Source organism: Gryllotalpicola koreensis, assembly GCF_039538185.1.
Classification (GTDB): Bacteria; Actinomycetota; Actinomycetes; order Actinomycetales; family Microbacteriaceae; genus Gryllotalpicola; species Gryllotalpicola koreensis.
This window is the reverse complement of record NZ_BAABBW010000001.1, coordinates 331,991-354,638: the sequence shown is the minus strand read 5'-3', so window position 1 is coordinate 354,638 and position 22,648 is coordinate 331,991. Positions and strand designations below refer to the sequence as shown.

The 22,648-nt window shown below is 69.6% G+C and carries 24 protein-coding genes; 15 read left to right on the top strand and 9 right to left on the bottom strand.

Annotated elements, in window-relative coordinates; all coding sequences use genetic code 11:
* The first annotated feature begins 3 nt into the window (after nt 1-3).
* The gene (gene pldH / locus ABD708_RS01695) at nt 4-732 is read left to right on the top strand and encodes a pyridoxal 4-dehydrogenase, SDR-type (protein ID WP_344751546.1); all 729 of its coding nucleotides are present in this window, start codon (nt 4-6) and stop codon (nt 730-732) included.
* 7 nt (nt 733-739) lie between these two features.
* Nucleotides 740-2,260 carry a GMC family oxidoreductase gene (locus tag ABD708_RS01690; protein ID WP_344751545.1) on the top strand — a complete coding sequence of 507 codons (1,521 nt, stop codon included), beginning with the start codon at nt 740-742 and terminating at the stop codon, nt 2,258-2,260.
* A gap of 40 nt (nt 2,261-2,300) precedes the next feature.
* Here the strand turns inward: ABD708_RS01690 and ABD708_RS01685 are convergent, their stop codons facing one another.
* The 6 genes from ABD708_RS01685 to ABD708_RS01660 form a co-directional block, all read right to left on the bottom strand.
* On the bottom strand, nt 2,301-3,143 hold the full coding sequence (locus ABD708_RS01685; protein ID WP_344751544.1) for an alpha/beta fold hydrolase: 843 nt from the start codon (nt 3,141-3,143) through the stop codon (nt 2,301-2,303).
* Nucleotides 3,143-4,075 carry a 3-hydroxyacyl-CoA dehydrogenase NAD-binding domain-containing protein gene (locus ABD708_RS01680; RefSeq protein ID WP_344751543.1) on the bottom strand — a complete coding sequence of 311 codons (933 nt, stop codon included), beginning with the start codon at nt 4,073-4,075 and terminating at the stop codon, nt 3,143-3,145. The genes ABD708_RS01685 and ABD708_RS01680 overlap by 1 nt, the downstream gene beginning before the upstream one ends.
* Nucleotides 4,076-4,122: 47 nt before the next feature.
* Nucleotides 4,123-5,262, bottom strand: a complete 1,140-nt coding sequence (locus tag ABD708_RS01675) for an FAD-dependent oxidoreductase (RefSeq protein WP_344751542.1) — start codon at nt 5,260-5,262, stop codon at nt 4,123-4,125.
* 154 nt (nt 5,263-5,416) lie between these two features.
* Nucleotides 5,417-6,196 (bottom strand): class II aldolase/adducin family protein, encoded by a 780-nt coding sequence (locus ABD708_RS01670; protein WP_344751541.1) that lies wholly within the window; start codon nt 6,194-6,196, stop codon nt 5,417-5,419.
* Between the two features lie 30 nt (nt 6,197-6,226).
* Nucleotides 6,227-6,814 (bottom strand): amino acid synthesis family protein, encoded by a 588-nt coding sequence (locus tag ABD708_RS01665; protein ID WP_344751540.1) that lies wholly within the window; start codon nt 6,812-6,814, stop codon nt 6,227-6,229.
* Nucleotides 6,815-7,031: 217 nt separating this feature from the next.
* Nucleotides 7,032-7,571: an NUDIX domain-containing protein gene (locus tag ABD708_RS01660; protein WP_344751539.1), complete on the bottom strand. Its 540-nt coding sequence runs from the start codon at nt 7,569-7,571 to the stop codon at nt 7,032-7,034.
* A gap of 72 nt (nt 7,572-7,643) precedes the next feature.
* Between ABD708_RS01660 and ABD708_RS01655 the strand changes: the two genes are divergently transcribed.
* From ABD708_RS01655 to ABD708_RS01640, 4 genes are all read left to right on the top strand, one after another.
* Nucleotides 7,644-9,170 (top strand): hypothetical protein, encoded by a 1,527-nt coding sequence (locus ABD708_RS01655; protein WP_344751538.1) that lies wholly within the window; start codon nt 7,644-7,646, stop codon nt 9,168-9,170.
* 89 nt (nt 9,171-9,259) lie between these two features.
* Nucleotides 9,260-9,694: a large conductance mechanosensitive channel protein MscL gene (mscL, locus tag ABD708_RS01650; protein WP_344751537.1), complete on the top strand. Its 435-nt coding sequence runs from the start codon at nt 9,260-9,262 to the stop codon at nt 9,692-9,694.
* A 157-nt stretch (nt 9,695-9,851) separates the two neighbouring features.
* Entirely contained in the window at nt 9,852-10,178 is a 327-nt protein-coding gene (locus tag ABD708_RS01645; protein ID WP_344751536.1) for a hypothetical protein, read from the top strand.
* An 86-nt stretch (nt 10,179-10,264) separates the two neighbouring features.
* Entirely contained in the window at nt 10,265-11,914 is a 1,650-nt protein-coding gene (locus ABD708_RS01640; protein WP_344751535.1) for a sigma-70 family RNA polymerase sigma factor, read from the top strand.
* A 143-nt stretch (nt 11,915-12,057) separates the two neighbouring features.
* On the opposite strand, the gene ABD708_RS01635 is transcribed toward ABD708_RS01640, so the two are convergent.
* From ABD708_RS01635 to ABD708_RS01625, 3 genes are all read right to left on the bottom strand, one after another.
* The gene (locus ABD708_RS01635) at nt 12,058-12,687 is read right to left on the bottom strand and encodes a hypothetical protein (protein ID WP_344751534.1); all 630 of its coding nucleotides are present in this window, start codon (nt 12,685-12,687) and stop codon (nt 12,058-12,060) included.
* 238 nt (nt 12,688-12,925) lie between these two features.
* Complete coding sequence (locus ABD708_RS01630; protein WP_344751533.1) at nt 12,926-13,930, bottom strand: magnesium transporter CorA family protein; 1,005 nt, start codon at nt 13,928-13,930, stop codon at nt 12,926-12,928.
* A 19-nt stretch (nt 13,931-13,949) separates the two neighbouring features.
* Nucleotides 13,950-14,519 (bottom strand): TetR/AcrR family transcriptional regulator, encoded by a 570-nt coding sequence (locus tag ABD708_RS01625; protein WP_344751532.1) that lies wholly within the window; start codon nt 14,517-14,519, stop codon nt 13,950-13,952.
* Between the two features lie 95 nt (nt 14,520-14,614).
* On the opposite strand from ABD708_RS01625, the gene ABD708_RS01620 reads away from it, so the two are divergent.
* The 9 genes from ABD708_RS01620 to ABD708_RS01580 all read left to right on the top strand — a co-directional run bounded on the left by ABD708_RS01620 (nt 14,615) and on the right by ABD708_RS01580 (nt 22,549).
* Nucleotides 14,615-15,577 carry an alpha/beta hydrolase gene (locus ABD708_RS01620; RefSeq protein ID WP_344751531.1) on the top strand — a complete coding sequence of 321 codons (963 nt, stop codon included), beginning with the start codon at nt 14,615-14,617 and terminating at the stop codon, nt 15,575-15,577.
* A gap of 255 nt (nt 15,578-15,832) precedes the next feature.
* Nucleotides 15,833-17,239 (top strand): MFS transporter, encoded by a 1,407-nt coding sequence (locus ABD708_RS01615; protein WP_344751530.1) that lies wholly within the window; start codon nt 15,833-15,835, stop codon nt 17,237-17,239.
* A gap of 280 nt (nt 17,240-17,519) precedes the next feature.
* On the top strand, nt 17,520-19,388 hold the full coding sequence (gene dnaK, locus ABD708_RS01610) for a molecular chaperone DnaK (RefSeq protein WP_344751529.1): 1,869 nt from the start codon (nt 17,520-17,522) through the stop codon (nt 19,386-19,388).
* A gap of 4 nt (nt 19,389-19,392) precedes the next feature.
* Nucleotides 19,393-20,025 (top strand): nucleotide exchange factor GrpE, encoded by a 633-nt coding sequence (locus tag ABD708_RS01605; protein WP_344751528.1) that lies wholly within the window; start codon nt 19,393-19,395, stop codon nt 20,023-20,025.
* Between the two features lie 19 nt (nt 20,026-20,044).
* On the top strand, nt 20,045-21,040 hold the full coding sequence (locus ABD708_RS01600; protein ID WP_344751527.1) for a DnaJ C-terminal domain-containing protein: 996 nt from the start codon (nt 20,045-20,047) through the stop codon (nt 21,038-21,040).
* Nucleotides 21,041-21,055: 15 nt separating this feature from the next.
* On the top strand, nt 21,056-21,487 hold the full coding sequence (locus ABD708_RS01595; RefSeq protein WP_344751526.1) for a heat shock protein transcriptional repressor HspR: 432 nt from the start codon (nt 21,056-21,058) through the stop codon (nt 21,485-21,487).
* Nucleotides 21,488-21,496: 9 nt separating this feature from the next.
* Entirely contained in the window at nt 21,497-21,970 is a 474-nt protein-coding gene (locus ABD708_RS01590) for a hypothetical protein (RefSeq protein WP_344751525.1), read from the top strand.
* Nucleotides 21,971-22,025: 55 nt separating this feature from the next.
* Complete coding sequence (locus tag ABD708_RS01585) at nt 22,026-22,259, top strand: type II toxin-antitoxin system ParD family antitoxin (RefSeq protein ID WP_344751524.1); 234 nt, start codon at nt 22,026-22,028, stop codon at nt 22,257-22,259.
* On the top strand, nt 22,256-22,549 hold the full coding sequence (locus ABD708_RS01580; protein ID WP_344751523.1) for a type II toxin-antitoxin system RelE/ParE family toxin: 294 nt from the start codon (nt 22,256-22,258) through the stop codon (nt 22,547-22,549). The genes ABD708_RS01585 and ABD708_RS01580 overlap by 4 nt, the downstream gene beginning before the upstream one ends.
* Nucleotides 22,550-22,648: the final 99 nt, after the last annotated feature.

Below are 22,648 nucleotides of genomic sequence, written 5' to 3'. Positions count from 1 at the left end.
AATATGACAGAGCAGCGCGTGGCTATCGTGACCGGTGCCGCCCAGGGCATCGGGGCGGGCATCGCCAGAGAGCTCGCGAACGACGGCGTCAAGGTGGTGGTCGCCGACCTCAACCTCGAGGGCGCGGAAACCGTCGCCGCCGAGATCGACGGGATCGCCAAGCGGCTGGACATCTCCGACCCGGCCGCCGTCGCCCAGGTCGTCGGCGAGATCGACGCCGAGTTCGGCCGCATCGACATCCTCGTCAACAACGCGGGCGTGGTGCCCTTCACTCCGTGGGAGGAGCTGACCTTCGAGGGCTGGCAGCGCACGTTCTCTGTCAACGCGAACGGCCTGTTCCTGATGGTGAAGGCGGTGGAGCCGATCATGAAGCGGGCCGGCTACGGCCGCATCGTCAACATCGCCTCGAACACCTTCGTGGCGGGAACCCCGAACTGCGCCGACTACGTGGCGACCAAGGGCGCCGTGATCGGTTTCACACGCGCGCTGGCGGGCGAGATCGGGAAGGACGGCGTCACGATCAACGCGGTCGCCCCCGGCATCATCGCGAGCGAGGGCGTGTTCACGACCGGTCACGGCGACGGCTTCGATTACGTCGTCCCCATGCAGGCATTCGACCGCCGAGGGGTGCCCGCCGACATCGCTCCCGCTGTGGCCTTCCTCGCCAGCGAAAAGGCGGAGTGGATCACCGGTCAGACCCTGGTGGTCGACGGTGGCCATACGCGCAACTAGGCGTGCCGTGACAAGACCCGATGTCCTTATCATCGGCGCGGGTTCGGCCGGCTCGGTTCTCGCCGACCGGCTGAGCGCCGACCGATCGCGCGCGGTCACGGTTCTCGAGGCGGGTGAGCGCGTCGAGGATCCGGAGATGAGGATGCCGCAGCTGTGGCCCTTCATCCAGCAGCGCTCCTACGACTGGGCGTACCGGACCACCCCGCAGCCGCGGCTCGCCGGGCGGAGCCTCGAGTGGCCGCGCGGGCGTGGGCTCGGCGGCTCGAGCATGCTGCACGCGATGGCGCACATGCACGGCTGCCGAGCGGACTTCGCCGCCTGGGCGGAGGCCACGGGCACCGAGCGCTGGTCGTGGGACGGCCTCGAGCCGTTCTTCGACGGGCTCGAGGAGGCGGGCGGCGGCCCCCTGCCCGTGCTGCACCCCACGCCGGAGCTGTCCAGCCCGCTCGTCGGGAGCTATCTCGCCGGGTGGGAGTCGCTCGGCGTCCCGCGCATCCCGGACCACAACCGCGGCGAGATGCTCGGCGCGACCGTCAACGCGCTCACGATCCGAGACGGGCGACGCGTGACGGCGGCGGATGCCTGGCTCGAGCCGGCATCGACGAGATCGAACCTCACCGTGCGCACGGGCGTGCTCGTCCATCGCCTGCTGATCGAGAAGGGGCGCGTGCGCGGCGCCGTCTATTCGAGCCGTTCGACCGGGGGCGCACTCGAGACGGTCCTCGCCGACCGGGTCATTCTCGCGAGCGGGTCGATCGCCACCCCGCTGCTGCTGATGCGCTCCGGCGTCGGCGACCCGGCGGTGCTGGCGGAGGCGGGGGTCGACCCGGTGGTCGAGTCGCCTGCGCTGGGCGGCAATCTGCACGACCACCTGCTCGGCGCGGGGAACATCTACCGCACCAGGCGCCCCGTGCCGCCGAGTCGCCTGCAGATCTCCGAGGCGATGACGTATCTCAGGGCGGACGATCTCGGGGCGAGCGAGGGCCGGCCGGACATCGTCGTCGGCTGCGCCGTCGCGCCGAGCCCCTCAGAGGTCTACGCCCCGGGCCTTGAGCTCGCGCCGGGCGACGGCTTCACCCTGTTCTTCGGCGTGACGAATCCGCGCAGCCGCGGAACGCTGCGCATCACGGGTCCTGAGGTCGACGACGCCCCGCTGATCGACCCGAACTACCTCGACGAGGAGAGCGATCGCGAGCTCTTCCGAGCGGCGTTCGAGCGGGCGCGCTCGGTCGGCCGCTCAGCCGCGCTGGCGGAGTGGGGTGCGGAAGAGGTGCTCCCCGGCCCGGCGCTGACCACGTCGGACGACCTCGACGCCTTCATCGCCCGAGCCGCGATCACGCACCATCATCCCGTCGGCACGGCGCGCATGGGGAAGACGGACGACGCCCCCGTGACCCCGGAGCTCGCCGTCCGCGGGCTCGAAGGCGTCCACGTCGTCGACGCGTCCGTCTTCCCGTCGATCACGGCCGGGCCCGTGCACGCGACGGTGCTCGCGCTCGCGGCGAGCTTTGCGGCGTCGCTGGCCTGAGCGCCGGCCCGCCTGAGCGCCTGCCCGGGCCGACCCACGCTCAGCGGGCGGACAGCCCCAGCAGCCGCTCGAGCTCCGCCACGATGACGGCCGGATTCTCCTCGGGGACGTAGTGGTCGGCATCCGTTTCGAGGACCCAGCGGTCGCCCGGCCGCGCACGCCGCGCCGCGTCCCACGACGCCTCGCTCACGATCTTGCTGTGGGCGCCGCGCACGTGCGTCATCGGGGCGGCGACCGCTGCGAACTCGGCGTCCCATGGCGTCCGGAAGCCCTCGATGAGCCGGTCCATCGCGCCCGGGTCGGCGAGCGGCCACCACAGGCCGTCGTCGCGGCGCTGGTAGCCCCACGCCGCACGGCGCGCGACGGCGTCGGGCGGCAGCAGCGGGTAGCGGGCGTGCAGGTAGGCCTCGATGTCGGCGACGGAGTCGAAGCCGCGGTAGCCGCCGGCGACCCGCAGCTGCAGATCGTCGAGCACCGCCGCCTCGACGTATGGCGTGTAGTCGACGATCAGCGCCGCCGCCACGCGCTCGGGGTGCAGCGCGCCGCACACCCACGCGTTCCGGCCGCCGAGCGAGTGACCGCCGACGATCGCACGCTCGATGCCGAGGGCGTCGAGCACGGTGACGACGTCTGTCGCGAAATCCGCCGCCGTGTATCCGCTCGCGGGCTTGTCCGAGCGCCCATGGCCGCGCTGGTCGAGGGCGATCACGGTCGCGTTCTGCGCGAGCGCCGCGGCGACCGGCTCCCACACGGCGTGGCTGGCCGAGGTGCCGTGCAGCAGCACGACGGCCGGCCCGGCGCCCCACGTGCGGAACGCCAGGTCGACCTCGGCCCCGCTGGTGCGGGTCAGCCCGTCTTCCCGCTGCTCGAGGGTGACGGGCATCAGACCGGCGTGATGCTCGAGAGGGTCTTGAGCGCGGCGACGAGACCCGCGGTGATGTCCTTGCGCTTCGCGTCGACCTCGCCGGGGCCGTACTCGTACATGCCCTTGCTGCTCTTGAAGCCGAGCTCGCCCGCGGCGATCTTGTCCTTGATCACCTGGGGGGTGTCGGTCGACGCGTCCAGCTGCTTGTTGAGGTAGCCGGAGACGGCGGCGTAGATGTCGACGCCCGCCATGTCGAGCAGCCGGGTCGGGCCGATGACCGAGAGCTTGTAGCCGATGCCCCACTTCACGCACGTGTCGAGCGCCTCGGGCGTGACGATGCCCTCGTCGAGCAGCGCGACGCACTCGCGCAGGATCGCGTAGAGCACGCGGTTCTCGACGAAGCCGGCGATCTCCTTCTCGAGCACCGGGTGATAGCCGAACGAGTTCACGATGTCGACAAGCTCATCGACGGTGCTCTGCTCGGTGGCGTCGCCGGGGATGACCTCGATCATCGGGATCAGGTGCGGCGGGTTCGACCAGTGCATGCCGATGAAGCGGCCGGGGCGCTCGAGCGAGGGCGCCATGTCGGAGATCGGGATGCCGGAGGTGTTGGTCGCGATGATGACGTCGTCGCCGACGAGGCGCTCGATCTGCTTCAGCACGCTCTCCTTGAGCTCGATCTTCTCAGGCACCGCCTCGATCACGAAGCGGCTGCCGGCGAGCGCCTCGCCGATGTCGGTCGTGAAGGTGGCGGAGCCGCCGTCGACCTTCGGGCCGCCGACCTGGTCGAGGACGCCCGAGGCGAAGGCGAAGGTCTGCTCGGCGCGGGCGAGGGCCTCGGCGCTGATGTCGTAGACCCGCACTTCGGCTCCGGCGCGGACCAGGGTTGCGGCGATGCCGGGCCCCATGGTCCCGGAGCCGACGACGGTGGCGATTTCAGGAACGCTCATGGTGATCTCTCTTTTCCTTGTTCTCGGGGGTGAGTGCTTCGCTCGACTCAGACCTGCGCGAGGTGCCGATTCGGGTCGGTCGGGTCGTACAGCGCAGTCTCGAGGTTGTCGCCGACGAACTGGCCGCCCTGGGACATCCCGCGGGTGCTGGCGTACTCCTGCGAGCGGTCCTGGCAGCGTTCGGTGAACGGCCTCTCGAGCCGCTCCCATTCGACGAGGGCATCCGGCAGGTCCGCTGGGTCGGCCGCGGTGGCGGCGGTCGCGAGGGTGAAGGCGTTCATCATGGCGCAGCCGCCGCCCTGGGCGAGCGCAGGGGCCATGGCGTGGGCGGCGTCGCCGATGAGCGCGACCCGGCCCTTCGTCCACTGTTCGAGGCGGTTGGTCTGATAGCGGAAATACTTGCCATCGATCTTCGTGGCCTCTTCCAGCACGGGGCGCAGCTGCGGATGGATCGAGGTCCAGACGTCGAGGTTGATGGTCGGCGTGGCCGAGCCCTCCTTGTCGTCAGAGGGCGCCATGAGTGCGATGTACAGCTCCCGTGCGTTGGCGGGGGTGTAGAGCACACGGAGCACGCGCGGCTCGAGGTTCCAGAAATCGATGACATTGTCCCACTCGGTGTCGGGCTCGATCCGCTGGAGGTCCTCCTTGCGGCGGGGCACGAGGAAGCGGGTGATGCCGTCCTTTGCGTTCCAGCGGTCGTAACGGATGCCGAGCGAGTCGCGCACCGCCGAGGCGACGCCGTCTGCGCCGACGACGAGGTCGGCTTCGAGCTCTTCGCCGCCGCGCACCCGCAACGTGCCGCTTTCCGTGGCGCCGATGACCTCCGAGCCCGTGGCGATCTCGACACCGGCGTGCCGCGCCGCTTCCGAGAGGACCTTGTGGAGGAAGGGGCGCGTCAGAGTGCGCCACCAGACGCCCGGCATGTCCTCGTCAGAGACGATGACGTTCTGCATGCGCGTCTCGTAGAAGGGGGGTGTCATCGACCCCTCGTTGATCTCGTCGATGACGCCGAGCGACTCGAGCACCTTGAGCGAGTTGCCGAACAGCACGATGCCCGCACCCTGCTCACGGAGCTCGGTGCCCTTCTCGTGCAAGCGGACCGACCAGCCCCTTTGTGCCAGCGCAGTCGCCACGGTGAGACCCGCGAACCCTGCACCGGCGATCTCCGCGTGACGGGTAGAACTCATCTCGACATGCCTCCAGCGATCGTTTTCTTATGTTGTGCGAAGTCGTTCTCGTGCTTCGCAGCGGCGAATGGCTCTGTCTCAGCGGACAGAGCCGCGGATGGGAAGGGGTTCGCCCGCGTGGGAACGCAGCTTCTTGCGCGCGGGCGAGCGCGGATCAGACGCCCGGCGGAAGGCTGATCTGCGAGATGCCGATGCCCTGCAGCGCTTCGACGCGGTCGAGCCGCCGATTGAAGAAGGTCCAGAAATTGTGCTGTGCCTTGGGCGGGTAGATGCGGTCGAACTTCTCCTTGGCCTCTTCGGGGTCGGGCTCGATCGGCGTGAACCCGGAGGCCTTCAGGTCGACCTGGAAACGGGCGGCTTTCTCGAGGAAGATCCCAGCGAGGGTCACCTCCGGCACCGTCTTCCCGACGAAGGCGACGCCATGGTTCGCAAGAAGCAGCGCCTGCGCATTGCCGAGCGCCTTCGCCGCGGCGACGCCGAGCGGAACGGTCGTGATGATGTGACAGGTCTCGGCGAAGCGCGGCACGCCCTCGTAGGCGAACCAGATGCCGTGGTTGTTGTACGGCTTCAGCTCCTCCGTCGAGGCACCGAGCACTGTGGCGAAGTGGGGGTGCGAGTGGCCGACGAAGTTGACGTCAGGCCGCGCCTTCATGATCTCGGCGTGCAGCGGCCACTCGAGGTGGCGCAGGCCGGTCCCCTCGAGGACGTTCCCATCGAAGTCGATGAGGATGAAGTCGTCGCCCTCGACCTCCGACAGGGCGAGGTTGCCGCGCTTGAGCCAGAGCCCGCGACCGAAGGGGTCGCGGTAGGAGAGGTGCCCCATCGACATGTCGGCGTGGCCCTCGATCTCGAGGATCCGGTGCGCCCGGGCGACGTCGGCGAGAACGCTGGCGATGGAGGCGTCTTCGTAGTACTGGCTGTGCTGGTAGGTCACGAGCTGCTCCTGGTGTCTCGAGGGGGTGATCTAGTTCTGGTCTCGGGCGATGACGTCCGCGACGGTCATGCCGCCGACGCGTGCATTCGGGCGGCCGCCGCTCGCGCCGGCCACGATGATGACGAGCTCGTCCGGCCGCGGGCCGTCCGGCAGGGCGATCGTGATCGCGTCGTAGTGGGAGCGCACGTAGACCTCGTCCTTGTAGGCGAGGGGGATGTCGATCTGGGCGCCCGTCGCGGCGACCTTCGACGCCGAGGAGATCCACGCCTTGCCTCCGCCGACGGCATCGCGCAGCGCGTCGCCGAACACGGTCGTGATGCAGGCGACGACGTGCTCCTGCTCGCCGTTCACCCCGGCGAGGCCGCCTTTGCCATAGGACTCAACGGCTCGGCCGCCCAGCAGCGCGACCAGGCGGCTCCCGAGCTCGGTGCCGAGGCTCGCGCTCGGGTCAGTGAGCGGCGACAGGTCCTCGACCCACCGCCCGGCGAAGGGGTTCTCGATCACGACCGCGACGGCCGCCTTGATCAGCGGCTGCTCCGGCGCGGGGCCCAGCTCGTGCAGCGTCTCTTGCACGAAGGAATGGAAGGCGCGGACGTTGTAGTACGGGTCGATGCTCATGAAGACTCCGGCATTTCTTAGATGCTGATACGCAGTTCTTATTACACAAGACCCTAGGGGCAACTGATTTCCGCGACTAGTGGTCTTCCCCGATTTTTACGCCCTGGAAACACGGCGAAGGAGCCGAGCGATCGAGAGCGGCCACGTCGTCGCCAGGTTCCGCGGTCTCGATGTGAAGGAGGCCGCGGAAAATGGCGAGCACGTGAGCGGCTCGGAGTTACGCCAGCCGCCCCAGCTTGATCGCCGCGAGGGACACCGCGGCGACCGTCTCGTTGTCGCTGATCTCGCCGCGGCCGATCATCGCGAGCACCTCGGGCAGCGGCACGAAGCGCACGCCCGAGATCCCCTCCTCAAGCTGGCTGTGCGAGGAATCCGTCGCCTGACGAAGCCCGCGCGCGAGGAACACGTGCTCGGGGGCCAGCGCGGCGCCGTTCAACGCGAACAGCGACCCCAGCTCGGACCAATCGGATGCCTCGAGCCCGGTCTCCTCGAGAAGCTCGCGCTGCGCCGCGACCAGTGGTTCCTGCCCGTCGCTTCCCCCTGCGGGCACCTCGAGCGAGGCGCCGACCGTGTACCGGTCGATCTCGATCAGCGCGACGCGGTCGTCCTCGTCGAGTGCGACCACGAAGACCGCGGGCCGCAGCTCGACCACGCCGTAGAGCCCGTGCGAGCCGTCGGGGTGGACGACCTGGTCCTCGCGCACCCGGATCCACGGGTTCTCGTAGGCGGTGCGGGTCGTGAGAGTCGTCCAGGGCATTCCCAGAGCCTATGTTCCGCGTTGATAGACGATCTGTGTGGTTTCTTGCGGGAGGGCGCGTGCACTGGCTGAGTGACCCCTCACGCCCCGAGTCCGGCCTCGGTCGTCAACACGTCGCGGAATCCCCGCTTTACCCGCGACTTTCTGACGACCGGGCGGACGGCGGCGCGGCGATCCGAGCTCTGGTGGGGGCTGGCTGCGGCGCTTTGGGCCGTGGGGTACGCCGTGATCAACGCGACCGCCGCGCTGCCCGCGAACCCGCAGCTGTGGTGGCAGCTGCGGCAGGGCGAGCTGACGCTCAGCACGGGTCACGCCGTGCTGAGCCATTCCTGGTCGTGGACGGCGGGCATGCTCCCCTGGATTCCGAACAGCTGGGGCTGGGGCACGCTGCTCGCGATCGCCTATCGGGGCGCCGGATTCGCCGGGGTCGTGGTCTTCGTGCTTCTCGCCCAGCTCGGCGTGCTCGCCCTCGTCTGGCGGGTGCTCGGGCGATTCGGGTTGCAGGCCGGGCCGGTGCGGGTCGGCATCCTTGTGCTCTTCAGCCTCACCCTGGCGGGGTGGGCCGACGGCCAGTCCGAGCTGGCGGACTACGGAGCGGTCTTCGCTTTCGCCCTCGTGTGCCTGCATCCGCGCATGAGCGCGCTGTCTGAAGGCCGCCGCCGCCTCGCGCTCGGCGGCGCGGCCTTCGCGATCGCGGCCGTCTGGGAGAACCTGCACCTCGGCGGACTCGTCGCGATCGCCGTGTTCGCGGCGGTCTACGCGATCTGCATGCCGGTGGCCCGCCGTGCGTCGACGGCCGCGGTGGTCGGGCTCGGGGCGGCGCTCGGCGTGCTGGCGACGCCCGCGGGCGCGGCCGGCATCGTGAAGTCCCTCGGCACGGCGAGCAGCTCGCGCGCCGAGCATTACGCGGCCTGGGGTCATCTGTTCGCGGATCCCGGCGGTTACAACTACGAGCCCGTCGTGCTCGCTCTCGTGATCGGCGCCGCGGCGATCGTGCTGGTGCTGATCCGGCGGGACCACGTCGCGGCGGGCATCCTGCTCATCGCCGCCCTGTCGGCCTGCCTGGTCGTGCGCTCGGACACCGATCTGGTCATGCTCAGCGTGCTCGCGGGCGGCCCGGCGGTGGCGCGGATGCCTCAGCCGCGACTGCCCCGCATCGGCATCGGCGCGTTCGGCGCGGCGGCGGCCTGGGCGATCGTCGCGGTGTGCGTGGCTGCGGCATCCGTGGTCCCCGGCTGGCGTCTCACGGGCGTCGACCCCGCGGATCTCGCTTCGATCCCCCACGGCGCCCGGGTCTTCAGCACGGTCGGCGCGTCCGACGCGATCGACGTGCTGCGGCCCGATCTGCAGGTGACGATCGACTCGCGCAACGATCTCTACCCGGTCGCGCAGTTCGAGTTCGCGAAATCGCTCACGGGCGCGGGCGCGGGCGCTGCGCAGGCGCCCGACTACTTCGAGGACAACGGGGTCACCGCGGTCTACCTGCAGGGCGCGCCTGCGCACGAAGAGCGCACGAGGCTCGCGGCGGTGCTGGCGGATGCCGGCTGGCGAGCCGTCCCCGGCGTTCGCGGGCTCGTGCTGCTGGCCCCGCAGAAATAACTTCAAAAAATCTTCGCAAGGCGCGTCACGATCTCGCGGACCCCGGGTCTTCCTCCGATGTAAGGCACAAACCGAACTGGAGGAAAGCCATGCTGAAGGGGTTCAAAGAGTTCCTCTCCCAGGGGAACGTCATCGACCTCGCGGTCGCCGTGGTCATCGGCACGGCGTTCACGGCACTCGTCACGGCGGTGGTCACGAAGATCATCAACCCGCTGATCAGCGCCGTCTTCAACGCGAACAGCCTCGACAAGGCCCTGGCGGTCGACATCCCGACCGTCTCGGGTGGCCACTCGACGCTGTACTTCGGCGCTGTGATCGGCGCGCTGGTCAACTTCGTGATCATCGCGGCGGTCGTGTACTTCGCCTTCGTGCTTCCGCTTCAGGCAGTGATGAAGCGGCGCGCGGCGGCGGTCGAGCCGGCGGAAGGGGCGCCGACCGGGCCCAGTGACATCGAGCTGCTGACGCAGATCCGCGACCTGCTCGCGGTGCGCACCGATTTCGGCAGCCGTCACCGGGCCGACTAGGACCGGCCAGGGGGTGCCCGCATCGACGACTGGGAACTCGCGTGCGGGCATGGGCCGAGAGCGGCCGCCATGGGGGTGGCGGCCGCTCGTGTCCGGTATTCCGAGTCTTCCCGCGCGCCGCGCGGGGCATCCGTATCTCTAGAGAAGGCGAGAACACATGAACGAGGTCATCGAGCTCGACGCACTGCGGGTCGCGCGAGCGCTGGCCGAGCAGAAGGCACCGGATGACTGGCGGCAGTTCGTCCAGGCAGTGGCCCGCGACGTGGTCGAGCACCTTCCCGACGTCGTGCCGTGGAAGACGGCGGCGGGTCTGCTGAACGTCGCCGCGGCGACGCTGTCGGCCGCGGCGCTGAGCGGCGGCCTCGTCGTGCAGCGCATCGACGGCGCTCTGTGCTTGATGGTGCGCCAGTGCGAGGCGGTGCTGGTCGAGCTGATGTCCGTGCGTCTGGCCGTGCCTCGCCCTCTGGCGACGCTGCCCGTCTAAGGCTCACGGGCTCCGGATAGCGTGATGGCGCGCGCATCGCGTAGCGTACCGATGCACCCCTCTGTCTACCCGACCGGGATCTCTTCATGACTGCCCTTCCCTCGCACGCCGAGTCCGACGACGCCCTCAGCGACGCCGCGCTGCTCGAGCGCGTGCGCGCCGGCGACAAGCAGGCGTACGGGGCGCTCTGGAACCGGCACCACCGCGCCGGCATCAACGCTGCCCGTGCGATCACGTCGGCCTTCGACGCCGACGACCTCGTCTCCGAGGCGTTCGTGCGTGTGCTGAAGGCGATCGAGCGCGGCAACGGCCCGACGGCGGCGTTCCGGCCGTACCTCGTCACGACGATCCGCTCGGTCGCAGCGCGCTGGGGCGCGCAGCCCGCTGAGCTCACCCCCGAGGAGTTCGAGGCCGTCGACCCCGACTCGAGTGATGAGGCCTTCGCCGAGCGCTTCGATCAGAGTCTCACGGTGCGCGCCTTCAACACGCTGCCGCAGCGCTGGCAGGAGGTGCTCTGGTACACCGAGGCCGAGCAGCTGCCCCCGCGCGAGGTCGCCGCGATGATCGGCATCAAGCCGAACGCGGTGTCGGCCCTTGCGAAGCGCGCGAAGGAGGGCCTACGGCACGCCTGGGTGCAGGCGCACATCGAGACCGTCCCCGCCGAGTCCGAGTGCCGCTGGTCCATCGACCGGCTCGCCGCCTCGACCCGCAAGTCTCTGCCCGCCCGCGAGCAGGAGCGCCTCGACGCCCACCTCGACGAGTGCGACCGCTGCCCGCTCGCCGCGGCCGAGATGACCGAGGCGTCGCACCGCCTCGGCGCGCTGATCCTGATCGGATTCCTCGGTGCGGGCGCCGCCACCGCGTACGGGGCTCTTCTCAAGCCGGCAGCTGCGACCGCCGCCACCCTGGGCGCCGGCGCCTTCTGGCCGCCGAAGCCCACGCACGTGCGCAACGTCGCGATCGGCGCCGGCTCGGCCGTCGCCGCGGGGGCGATCGCCGTCGGCGTCGCGTTCGCCGTGACCGGTGGCCCGGCACCCGAGAAGCAGATCATCACCTCGGTCGCGCAGTCTTCCGAGGCTCCCGGGGGGACGTCGACGGATGCCGCACCGAGCGCACCTGTGCCAGCACCCTCCACACCCACGCCGTCCCCGAGTCCTGCCCCGGTAGCGCCGGAGTCGCCCGCTGCCGGAGCCGCTCCGGCGCCCGCGCGGGGCACCGCCGTGCCCCCGGTGGCCCCAGCCGCAGCATCCGCCCCGTCCTCGTCACCGTCCTCTCGGCCGAGCTCTTCGTCGAGTCCGACGCCGACCCAGACCTCGACCCCAACGCCCACCCCGACCCCAACGTCGACTCCGAGCACTCCGCCGACCTCCCCGCCCGCCACACCCCCGTTGCCGCTCATCACCTTCACCGAGTGTTCCGCGTCAGCGGACGGCAGCACACTCACGCTCACCTGGCAGTACGACGGAACGCCTGTCACCGGTCAGACGCCGTCGTTCGTCATCGCCTCGGACGGTGTGGCGCTCGGCGGAAGCGGCACGTCGACCTCCGGTCCGGTTGACGGCGTTTACACGACCAGTGTTCAGGCTGACTCGGTCCTCGGGCTCGGCACCTACACGATCACTGCGAGTTCGAGTGCCGGGGATGCGACGGCCGGCGCGACCAACAGCGCCTCTGCGTCGGCGATCTCGCTGCTGGGTTTGACCTTATGGGGCACCTGCTCGCTCAGCTCCGACTGAGAGGTCGCTTCGGCCCCGAAAGCTGCACCAGGACTCCCACCGAGGAGTGCGGGGATGTCGTCATTGCGCGGTAGACACGACATTCCGGCACTTCTCGGTACCGGTCCGGGGCCGCGGGCGCGGGGCCTGACCCCAGGCCCGGGTCACCCCCAGGCGGAAGCCGGGGCGGCCACGATCGGCACATTCACCGCGTGGAAGCGTGCGCCGCCGCCGTAGTGGCTTGAGGCCCAGGGCGAGGCGATGATCGCCTGCTCGGTGACCGCCGGCGCGGAATCCGCTGCGAGCGCGTCGTGGATGCCCGCGAACAGCGACCGGTCCAGCTGCTGCGCCACGTACGACGCCGCGATGCGCAGGTTCGCGTAGCTGCCGAATCCGCCGCCGCCACCCGAGCCGAGCCCGTTGTTCAGCGGGTTGTTGCGCAGGTACCAGCTCTTCGGCGAGTTCTCGGAGTCCATCCACTGCAGGATCACGGTCACGTTGTTCTGCGTGATGGGCAGACCGGCATCCTGCAGCACGAGCGCGGCCCAGTCGGCGTTGGTCACGCCGCCTACGGTCAGCGCCGGCGCCCCGGATGACGTCGTGACGGTCTTCGAGTCGAACGACGTGCTCTCGACGGCGTCGCCCGTGACGTCGGATTCCACTGTGAGGCTCTGCGTGTGTGCGAGCAGCTCGCTGGCGTACAAGGGCTGCGAGTTGACCGTCGCCGCATCCGCCGGGATCGCGACCATGACGCTGCCGACGAGCAGCATCGTCGCCGCCCCGGCTGCGGCCATATGGCGCCGCGATCGGGCATGCGGCGCGTGTCGACGGCCCTGTGCGGCACGGCCCTTCTGGGCACCCGGCTGCTGGCGGAGAGAGCGGCGAGAGGGGTAATCGGTCATGGAATCTGAGGCGGTGCGGCGGCGGGTCGGCGTCACCACGGGGTAGAGGTGCGCCCCGTACGGGCGAAGGGGGCGCGCGACTTTGCGAGGGTAGCAGGCGAGTCTTTGTGCGGCCACACCGGTGAGCGGCTCAGATCCAGTTCTTGCGCTTGAAGACGAGATAGAGGATGCCGGCGGCGACGACCATCACGCCGACGCTCAGCAGGAACCCCCACCACTGGCCGAAGCCGGGGTACGGCACGTTCTGACCGAAGTAACCGGTCACGGCGGTCGGCACCGCGATGATCGCGGCCCATCCGGTGAGCTTCTTCATGACGTTGTTGAGCCGGGAGTCCTGCAGCGACAGGTTCGTCTCGAACAGGGCCGTGACCATGTCGCGCAGCGACTCGGTCCACTCCGTGACGCGCAGCACGTGGTCGTAGAGATCGTCGTACGAGGCATCCAGCTCGGGCCCTGAGCCCGCGTCGCGGCGGTGCCGCAGCACCCCGTTCACGACCTCGCGCATGGGCAGCACGATGCGGCGCAGCTGCACCAGCTCTTTGCGCAGCCGGTAGGTCGCGCGCTGCACACGGGTCGCGAGGACTCGCTCGTCGAAGAGCACGTCCTCGAGCCCCTCGACGGCGTCGTCAAGCACCTGCACCGCGTCGAAGTGGCTGTCGACCACGGCGTCGAGCAGGCCGTGCACGAGCGCGCCGACGCCAGAGCGCAGCAGATCGGCGTTGTCGTTCCACCGCGACACGAGGTCGTCGATGTCGAACTCGGGGCTGCGCACCGTGATGAGCCCGGTGTGGAAGACGAACGCCGACACCTTGTCGAGGCGCAGGCGTGCGGCGAGGTCGTCGTCGTCCGGCTCGTTCTCGGTGTCGTATGCGGCGGCGTATGCGGTGAAGAAGGTGTGCGACGTGTAGCGCAGCGCCTTCGGCCGCTCGACGTGAGCGATCGCATCCTCGACGGCGTACGGGTCGAGGCTGAGCTCGTCGGCGAGCCTCTGCAGGTCCTTGTGGTCGGGCTCGCACAGGTCGACCCACGTGAGCACGTCGTCGCGGGCGAGGTAGTCGGAGATCTCCGCAAAGGGGAAGTCCTGGGCGATCACCTGACCATCGCGGTCCCAGACGAGCGAGCGAAGCGTCCCCATGCGGGCAACGCTACCTGCGTCAGATGCCGGCGGCGGCGACGAGCGACTCCGCGGCGGCGCGGGCGTGGCGTGCGGCATCCGTCGTCCCGGCGATCGCGGCCGTCGTCTGCGCGCCTTCCGCGAGGATCGCGAGTTGAGGGCCCAGGGATGCCGGCCCGCCGGCGTCCTTCACCAGCGAGTCGACATAGCGCTGAAAGTCCGCTTTGTGCGCGCGCACGGTCTCGGCGACCTGCGCGTTCGCGGCGCCGAGCTCGCCGAAGGCGTTGATGAAGCCGCAGCCGCGGAAGTCGGCGTCGCCGAACCAGTCGGCGAGGTAGTCGTAGACCGCGAGCAGCTTCTGGCGGGGCTCGGCGATCGCGTCGACCTTGGCTGTGACGCCATTGGTCCACATCGTGTGGCGCTTGCCGAGCACGGCGACGATGAGGTCGTCCTTCGAGGGGAACTCGGTGTAGAGCGCGCGCAGCGAGATGCCGGCGGCATCACGCACGGCGTCCATGCCGACTTGGCCGATGCCGCGTGTGTAGAAGAGCTCGTCGGCGGCATCCACGATCCGCTGCCGGCGGTCTGCTGGGGTGCTGATCTCGCTCATGCCGAAAGTCTACTTGACAGTGAGAACGTTCGTTCTCTAAAGTGGCGGTCAGATGCGAGAACGGTCGTTCTCATCAGAGCAGAAGGAGCCAGATCATGAGCGGCAACCCGAAGGACATCTCTCTCGAACCGGCGGCGCAGGCATTCGTGGATGCCACGAGCGAGCCCCCGTTCCTCTATCAGCTCGCCCCTGAGGAGGGTCGCAAGGCCGTCGACGGCGTGCAGGACGAGCCGATCTTCAAGCCCGAGATCGACGAGGAATGGATCGAGGTCCCCGGCGGCCCGACCGGCTCGGTCAAGGTGCGCATCGTGAAGCCGCTCGGCGCGACCGGCGCGCTTCCCGTGATCCTGTACACGCACGGCGCCGGCTGGGTCTTCGGCGACGCCCACACGCACGACCGACTTGTGCGCGACCTCGCGATCGGCGCCGGTGCCGCCGTCGTCTTCCCGGAGTACGACCGCTCGCCCGAGGCGCGCTATCCGCACGCGCTCGAGCAGGTCTGGGCGACCGCGCAGTGGATCGTCGCGTCCGGTGCCTCGAAGGGGCTGGATGCCGCGCGGCTCGCCGTCGCCGGCGACTCGGTCGGCGGCAACATGACCGCGGCTCTCACCCTGCTCGCCAAGGAGCGCGGCGGCATCGACATCACGGGCCAGCTGCTCTTCTACCCCGTCACCGACGCGAACTTCGACACCGCCTCATACGAGGAGTTCGCCGAGGGTTACTTCCTCACCCGCGACGGCATGAAGTGGTTCTGGGACCAGTACACGACCGATGAGGCACAGCGCGCCGAGATCACCGCGTCGCCGCTGCGGGCGTCGCTCGAGCAGCTCTCCGGCTTGCCGGCCGCGCTCGTCATCACCGGGGAGGCCGATGTGCTGCGCGACGAGGGCGAGGCCTACGCGGCGAAGCTGCGCCGGGCCGGCGTGCCCGTGACCGCGGTGCGCTACCAGGGCATCGTGCACGACTTCGTGATGGTCAACGGGCTGCACGACACCTTCGCCGCAAAGGGCGCCGTCGCTCAGGCGGTCGCGTTCCTGAAGGACGTGCTCGCCTCCTAGGCATCCCTCGCGCCTCGCACCCGCCGCCCACCTCGCGTGCGCTGCTCGTCCTAGCATGCGCTGCTCGGATCCGGTGTGCGCGCCCCCGATCCGAGCCGCGCACACCGGATCGCAGCCGCGCTACTCGCACGGATGGGCGCCACCCCCGGCGGAGTGGCGCCCATCCGCAGCTGTAGCGCACCCGCACCCTCGGCACGGCGCGGCACGCCACAGCACCGCACCGCGCGCGTGCACACCTCGGCATAGGCTCGAAGGATGGTCAGAAACTCTGACGCGGGGCTAAGTGCCAACTCCGCGTCGAACGTCATTCCTGCTGTCTCCGCCTCGGACCGGGTCGCCACGCGCGTCACGCTCGCCTCACTCGTCGGGACCTCTCTCGAGTCCTACGACTTCTACGTCTTCAGTTACTTCAGCGCCCTGTTCAGCGCCGCGGTGTTCTTCCCGGCTGAGAACCACGCCGTCGGCACGCTCGCCGCATTCCTGACTCTCGCGACCTCGTACCTTGTGCGGCCGATCGGCGCGATCGTCTTCGGACACCTCGGCGACCGGATCGGCCGCCGCCGCACCCTGATCTGGACGGTCGGCATCATGGGCGTCTCGACCGCCCTGATCGGCGTGCTGCCGTCGTATGACCGCATCGGCGTCTGGGCTCCCGTGCTGCTCGTCGCCCTGCGCATCGTGCAGGGCCTGTCGCTCGGCGGCGAGTGGGGCGGCGCGATCCTCATCGGCGTCGAGCACTCGACGGCCCGGCGGCGCGGCTTCTACGCCGCGATCCCCCAGCTCGGCTCGCCGATCGGGACCGTCATCGTCGGCGGCCTCTTCCTGCTGCTGAGCTCGACCATGAGCCCCGACGCGCTCGCCGGCTGGGGCTGGCGGCTGCCCTTCCTGTTCGCGCTGCCGCTGCTCGCCCTCTCGCTGTACCTGCGGGTGACGATCACCGAGACGCCGGTGTTCGCTGCACTCCGCACCGCCAAGCGGGTGCGCCGCCTGCCGGTGCTCGAGGTCTTCCGCCGCCAGCCGGTCATGCTCATCGTCGCGGTCGGCGCGGCCATGCTCGGCATCGGCTCGTACTCGCTCATGAACACCTACACGACGAGCTACGGCACCTCCGTGCTCGGATTCTCGGCGCAGGCGCTGTTCCTCGCGACGATCATCGGCAGCCTCGTCGAGATCGCCGCGATCCCGTTCTTCGGGCTGTGGGCCGACCGCATCGGCTCGGCCCGCGTGGTGGCGATCGGCGCGGCCGCGACCCTCGTGATCGCCTTCCCGATGTACGCGCTGCTGCCGCGCGCGACCTTCCTGATCCTCGCGGGCACCATGGTGGTCGGCGGCCTGCTGCCGACGCTCGCCTGGTCGGGATTGGGCGGATTGATGGCGGATGCCTTCGGCCGGTCTATCCGCTACAGCGCGCTCTCCCTTGCCTACGCGATCGCCGCGGCCCTGGCGGGCTTTGTCCCCCTGCTGACGCAGCTGCTCGCGAACGCGAGCGGCAACGCCTGGTGGCATCCGGCCGTCATGCTCGGCGCCCTGTCGCTCATCACCCTGGTGAGCGCGGTTGCCGCGGCCCGGGTCGCGCGACGCCGCTCCGAGGACCGCGCCGACGAGGCGACGGTGCTCGCCGCGGAGTCGCCCGCGGTACCCGAGGAAGCGACCGCTGCGTAACGCCCGAACTCACCATTCGGGGCCGTTCGGGTCCCCGCCGCCGCGAGGGGTGCGCCCGAACGCACCCCTCGGGGAGTGGGGCTGGAAATGGGAAGGGGAATGGGAATGGGAACGGGGAAGAGCACGGGAATGCGCCGACTGCCTGCAAAGTTGACATGAACAGACTCAAGTTTTACGGATTCGGATTGACAGGCATCCGTGCTTCTGAAAAAGTTGAGTCTGGGCGGCTCAAGCAAGCCGCCCCCACGAACTTACGCAACACAAGCAGGAGGGCCAACAGATGGCACGTGCAGTAGGTATCGACCTCGGAACCACCAACTCCGTGGTCGCCGTTCTCGAGGGTGGCGAGCCGGTCGTCATCGCCAATGCGGAGGGCTTCCGCACCACCCCGTCGGTCGTCGCGTACACGAAGGACGGCGAGGTGCTCGTCGGCGAGACCGCCAAGCGCCAGGCCGTGACCAACGTCGACCGCACCATCTCGTCGGTCAAGCGCCACATGGGCACCGACTGGAAGCAGGAGATCGACGGCAAGAAGTACACCCCGCAGGAGATCTCGGCGCGCATCCTCGCGAAGCTGAAGCGCGACGCCGAGCAGTACCTGGGTGACACGGTGACGGATGCCGTCATCACGGTCCCCGCGTACTTCAACGACGCCGAGCGCCAGGCCACGAAGGAGGCCGGCGAGATCGCGGGCCTCAACGTGCTGCGCATCATCAACGAGCCGACCGCTGCAGCCCTCGCCTACGGCCTCGACAAGGGCAAGGAGGACGAGCTGATCCTCGTCTTCGACCTCGGCGGCGGCACCTTCGACGTCTCGCTGCTCGAGGTGGGCAAGGACGACGACTTCTCGACCATCCAGGTCCGCGCGACCGCCGGTGACAACCGCCTCGGCGGCGACGACTGGGACCAGCGCATCGTCGAGCACCTGATCAAGAAGTTCAAGGACTCGACCGGGGTCGACGTCTCGAAGGACAAGATCGCGCTGCAGCGCCTCAAGGAGGCCGCGGAGCAGGCGAAGAAGGAGCTCAGCTCCTCGATGTCGACGAGCATCCAGCTGCCGTACCTGAGCCTCACCGAGAACGGTCCCGCCAACCTCGACGAGACGCTCACCCGCGCGCAGTTCGAACAGATGACCAGCGACCTGCTCGACCGCACCAAGAAGCCGTTCCAGGACGTCATCAAGGAGGCCGGCATCAAGGTCTCCGACATCGCGCACGTCGTGCTCGTCGGCGGCTCGACCCGCATGCCCGCGGTCAGCGAGCTCGTCAAGCAGGAGACCGGCGGCAAGGAGCCCAACAAGGGCGTCAACCCCGATGAGGTCGTCGCCGTGGGCGCGGCCCTGCAGGCGGGCGTCCTCAAGGGCGAGCGCAAGGACGTGCTACTCATCGACGTCACCCCCCTGAGCCTCGGCATCGAGACCAAGGGCGGCATCATGACCAAGCTCATCGAGCGCAACACCGCCATCCCGACCAAGCGCAGCGAGACCTTCACGACCGCCGACGACAACCAGCCGTCCGTGGCCATCCAGGTCTTCCAGGGCGAGCGCGACTTCACCCGCGACAACAAGGCGCTCGGCACCTTCGAGCTCACCGGCATCGCGCCGGCCCCGCGCGGCATCCCGCAGATCGAGGTCACCTTCGACATCGACGCGAACGGCATCGTGCACGTGTCCGCGAAGGACAAGGGCACCGGCAAGGAGCAGTCGATGACCATCACCGGCGGTTCATCGCTGCCGAAGGAGGACATCGAGCGCATGGTCAAGGAGGCCGAGGAGCACGCCGCAGAGGACAAGCGCCGCCGCGAGTCCGCCGAGACCCGCAACACGGCCGAGCAGCTCGTCTACTCGATCGAGAAGCTGATCAAGGACAACGAGGACAAGCTGCCCGAGGACGTCAAGTCCGACGTGCAGGGCGACGTCGACGCGCTCAAGACCGCGCTCGCCGGCGAGGACGACGAGGCCGTGAAGACCGCGTTCGAGAAGCTCTCGCAGAGCCAGCAGAAGCTGGGCGAGGCGATCTACGCGTCGAGCCAGGGCGAGCAGGCTGCCGCCGCCGGTGAGCAGGGCGGCACGGATGCCCCGGCCGACGGCGCCTCTGACGAGGACGTGGTCGACGCCGAGGTCGTCGACGACGAGGACGAGAAGAAGTAAGGCGATGACGGACGAGAACAGCGACAAGCACGAACAGCGCGAGGAGCCGATCGTCCGCGACAAGCGGCGCATCGACCCCGAGACCGGGAAGCTGCGCCAGCCGGATGCCGCTGAGGGGGGCGAGGCAGAGGCCTCGTCCCCCGAAGGGGCCGGCGAGAACGGCGACGACGAGCTGTTCGTCGAGGACATCCTCGCCGCGGCCGAGGTGGAGGAGAACGACCCGAGCGCCGAGCACCTGGCCGACCTCAAGCGGGTGACGGCGGAGTACGCGAACTACCGCCGCCGCACCGAGAGCGAGCGCGAGGTCGTGCGCGAGCGCGCCGTCGGCGACGCCGTGCGCGTGCTGCTGCCGGTGCTCGACGACCTCGACCGTGCCCAGAAGCACGGCGACCTCGAGGGTGACGGCGCGTTCCCGACCATCGCCGCGAAGCTGCGCGGCGCGGTCGAGAAGCTCGGCGTCAAGCCCTTCGGCGAGGTCGGCGAGGTGTTCGACCCGCAGCGGCACGAGGCGATCTTCCAGCAGCCCACCCCCGGCGCGACCGAGGCCACCGTGCTCGATGTCGTCGAGACCGGCTACACGATCGGCTCGACGCTCGTGCGCGTGGCCCGCGTGGTCGTCGCCACCCCAGCAGATTAAGAAGTAAAGAGGAGGCGCGTTGGCCAGTCAGGACTGGTTCGACAAGGACTTCTACAAGACGCTCGGCGTCAGCAAAGACGTGTCTGACGCCGAGCTGAAGAAGACCTACCGCAAGCTCGCGCGGCAGTACCACCCGGATTCGAACCCGGGGGATGCCGCGGCCGAGGCGCGCTTCAAGGAGATCAGTGAGGCCTACTCGGTGCTGTCCGACAAGGAGCAGCGCGCCGAGTACGACCAGATCCGGGCCATGGGGTCCGGGGCGCGGTTCACCGCCCCGGGCTCCGGTGGCGCGGGCGGCTTCGAGGACGTCTTCGGCTCGATGTTCGGCGGCGGCGCAGGCGGCCGCCCCGGCGGGTTCACCTACTCGACGGGCGGCGCCGACCCCAACGACATCTTCAGCGGGCTGTTCGGCGGCGGCAGGTTCGGCCAGTCCTCGGGGGGCTTCCGTGGATACGGCGGCCCGACCAAGGGCCAGAACCTCGAGGCGTCGACGACGATCGACTTCCTCGCCGCGACCCGCGGCGAGACGCTCACGCTGACGGGCACGGGCGGCAAGCCCATCAAGGTGAAGATCCCGGCGGGCGTCGCCGACGGGCAGAAGATCCGCCTGCGCGGCCGCGGCCACCCGAGCCCCGACGGCGGCGAGGCGGGCGATCTGATTCTGCACGTGGCCGTGCGCAAGCATCCGGTCTTCGAGCGCGACGGGCTGAACCTGCGGCTCAACGTGCCGGTGACCTTCGTCGAAGCGGCGCTCGGAGCGACCATCGAAGTGCCGACGCTCGAGGGCGCTCCGGTGAAGCTCAAGGTGGCCGCCGGCACCCCGTCCGGCCGCGTGCTGCGCGTCAAGGGCCGCGGCGTGAAGACCGACAAGGGCACGGGAGACCTGCTCGCCGTCGTGCAGGTCGCGGTGCCGTCGCACCTCTCGGCCGAGGCCGAGAACGCGCTGCTCGACTTCGCGGCGAAGCTCCCGAAGGAGAACCCGCGCGAGGATCTGCTGGCGCGAGCCAGAGAGTGATGTAAATAAGTGGCTATGGACGTCGATCAGGACACCCCGCTGTTCGCGATCGCCGCTGCTGCGGAGCTCGCCGAGCTGCATCCCCAGACCCTGCGCCAGTACGACCGCCTGGGCCTCGTCGAGCCCACCCGCACGGCGGGAAAGTCGCGGCGCTACTCGCTGCGCGATGTCGCCCAGTTGCGCGAGATCGCGCGGCTCTCGGCCGAGGGGGTGTCGCTCGAAGGCATCCGTCGCGTCCTCTCGCTTGAGAATGAAGTGCGCGCTTTGCAGCAGCGGGTGCGCGAGCTCGAGTCGGCGCTCGCCGACGCCCTGCTCCAACAGCCGGGCCGCCGCGTCTTCGCCTCCGGGGTGACCGGTGAGGTCGTGCCGATGCGTGCCGGCACCCGCAGCGAGCGCCGCGATCAAGTGGTCGTATGGCGCCCGTGGGGCCCGCCGCCTGATCTATAGGGTCGGACTATGACGGATGCCGAGCCGCACGACGCCTCGCCCGGAATCCCATCGCCGCTGCCCTCGATCTATCTGCACCCGCTCGCGAACCCGCGCGCACTGCGGGCTCGCCTCAAGCCGATCGTCGGCGCCCACCTCGCGCGCGGGGCCGCCCGTGCCCAGCGGTTGACGGGCCTCGCGGCGCAGTTCTTCGTCTGGGGATTCGTCGGCGGGATCGTCGTCGTGATCATCGGCATCGTGCTGTGGGGTGCGGATTCCGGGCCTGCGCTCGGCGCGACCCTCGGCTTCCTCGTGCTCATGACCGGCGTCGTGCTGTACTACTGCGGGCTCGGCGCGCGCCGGAGCGCGGTGACCCGGCTGCTGCAGCGGATGCGCAGCGTCGACCCTGCCGCGACGCGCAGCACGGCGAACGCGCTGTACAACGGGGGCCCCACGTCGCTCGCGCGGTACGCGCGCGAGCACCCGGGCGTCTTTCTGCCGTAGGCGGAGCGGCCTGTCGGCATTCCCGCGATATACCAGATATTGGTAATCTGCCTCTATGGGCACCAACACCTCGATCAGCCTCGACGATCACTTCGCAAGCTTTTTGTCGCACGAGCTTGAGACCGGCCGGTACCGCAGTGCCAGCGAGGTCGTCCGCGCGGGGCTGCGCCTGCTGGAGGACCAGGAGACGCAGATGGCAGCCCTCCGGGCCTCCCTTATCGCGGGAGAGGAGAGCGGGCCAGCAGAGCCCTTTGACTTCGACGCGTTCCTCGCCGCGAAGAAGGCATGAGCGGCTACCGGCTCACGCCTGCGGCGCAACGCGATCTGTCCTCGATCTGGGACTACACCGAAGACGCCTGGGGGCCGCAGCAGGCGGAGACCTATCTGGGCGAGATCAGGTTCGCCTTCGAGCGAATCGCCGCCAACCCTGAGCGGGGTCGCGCCTGCGATGACATCCGTGCGGGCTACCGGCGCTACGCCATCGGGAGCCACATCCTCTTCTACATCGTCGCCGAAGACGGCCAGGTCGACATCGTCCGTGTCCTTCACCAACGCATGGACCCGACGAGACACATGTAACCGCTCCGGCGGCCGGCGTGGTTCGCCGGCCGCGTCGGCGACCTTCTGCTCAGCGCGAGGACCGCGCAGCGAGCGCCTCGAGTGCGCGGTGAAGCTCGA